This is a genomic window from Spiroplasma sp. hyd1 (assembly GCF_016082235.1).
GTDB lineage: Bacteria > Bacillota_I > Bacilli_A > Mycoplasmatales > Mycoplasmataceae > Spiroplasma > Spiroplasma poulsonii.
In genome coordinates this window covers 1-1,481 of record NZ_JXYY01000108.1, presented here as the reverse complement: position 1 = coordinate 1,481, position 1,481 = coordinate 1, and the positions used below count along the sequence as shown (strand labels likewise).

1 protein-coding gene and 1 pseudogene are annotated in these 1,481 nt (G+C 33.6%); both read right to left on the bottom strand.

Annotated elements, in window-relative coordinates; genetic code table 4:
- Nucleotides 1-186 precede the first annotated feature (186 nt).
- Nucleotides 187-435 carry an Mbov_0395 family pilin-like conjugal transfer protein gene (locus TS70_RS06535; RefSeq protein ID WP_198049786.1) on the bottom strand — a complete coding sequence of 83 codons (249 nt, stop codon included), beginning with the start codon at nt 433-435 and terminating at the stop codon, nt 187-189.
- Between the two features lies 1 nt (nt 436).
- Nucleotides 437-1,481 (bottom strand): annotated as a pseudogene (locus TS70_RS06530) (adhesin); the annotation flags it as partial.

Here is a 1,481-nt window from a genome sequence, read left to right as displayed (position 1 = left end):
GATAATCACTGCTATTAACATTAATGGTAAAAATGATATAATAAGAAAGATAGCCATTTTTTTAATCATATTATTTACAATGGCTATTATGTTTTTAAATGATGTTGGCTTTATCTTAACGGACTTGCCAGCACTGAAAGGGTTTTTTAACCCTTTTTTGTTTTGCACCATTTTTTAACGCCTCCTTTATGCAATACCTAAAATAACATCTTTTAGACCCAAGACAATCGCACTTGCCAAAATCACTATTCCCAAACAAACGCCGACCCAAGTTACGCGAGCAATCGTTTCTCTGCGTTGTTCGGCGTTTTTAGCAAATTTCCCTGCAATACCATAATATGCCACCATAACAATGCCAATAACAATCGCTACTCCGATTAGAATTGGCATTCCAACAGAAATAATTTTATTACCGATTTCTTGCAAACTATTCATATTATTTATCTCCTTTTTGTTTTGCTTCTCATTCTTCGTCGTCTTTTTTCATTTGGGCAATATCTTTTTCTGTTTTTGCAACAAAGGCTTTTTCTTTTTTCTCGCGGATTGGTTTTAAAATAAACGGATTAATCACAAACCGTTTAAACAACCACCCAAGAAGAACAAGGCCAGCAATCGAACCAACCACTATCCCAAAGATAGCTCAGCCAGTTAAACCACCTTTTTTAATATTATCTGGTGTTAATGGAATCGCTTGTTCTTTTTGCTGCACTGGAATAGTTTTAACAGTAAAACTTAGCAATTTTGTACTACCATCGACTGCTTGAACTTTGACATCTTTGCTTGTCGTTCAGTCACCCGCAACAAGATTATCAACGCTGATAACATAGTCAGTGTTTTCTACAACATTCGGAATATACTTTTCAACTTGTTCTTTTACATTAGCAAGTAGTTTTGTTTTATAGTTATCAATTTCATTTTGGGTAAAATTTTTAATGTTATCAACAACAAAGTTATCTAACTTTAAATCTAAGTGAGCTAAACTTTGTTTTCAAGTCTTCGATAACTCAAACAATTTATTTAATTGACTAGCACCGTAGCCACGGATATTGTCATATCCATTGTCGTTTGCTCATATTTCAAAGTTTTTACCATTAGTGGTATAAAAATAGTGTTCTTTTGTTTGTTTGGGTGCAATTTGTAAATAAATAATATTTTTTTGTTTCAATTCATTTTCTAACTCAATTAAATACTTGCCATTTCTTGCTCCCAGTTGACCACCATCAAGTTTAATGCCGTTTGTTGGGTCAATGTTGCTTGATTGTGATGTTTTATTTCATTGCTCATCACAACCATACACAACCCCAGTTATCACGCTGCTTTCAGTTAGTTTCACCATTGTAATAACACTTTCACTACTTGCATAGTAGAATGTGTTAACGGGGTTTGTCATTTTACTACTATCAAGTTGAGATAAATAATCGCTGTCTGGTTGAGTTGTTCCAGCTGTTGGTTTTAATTCAATTTTTAAGTCAACCACTGTC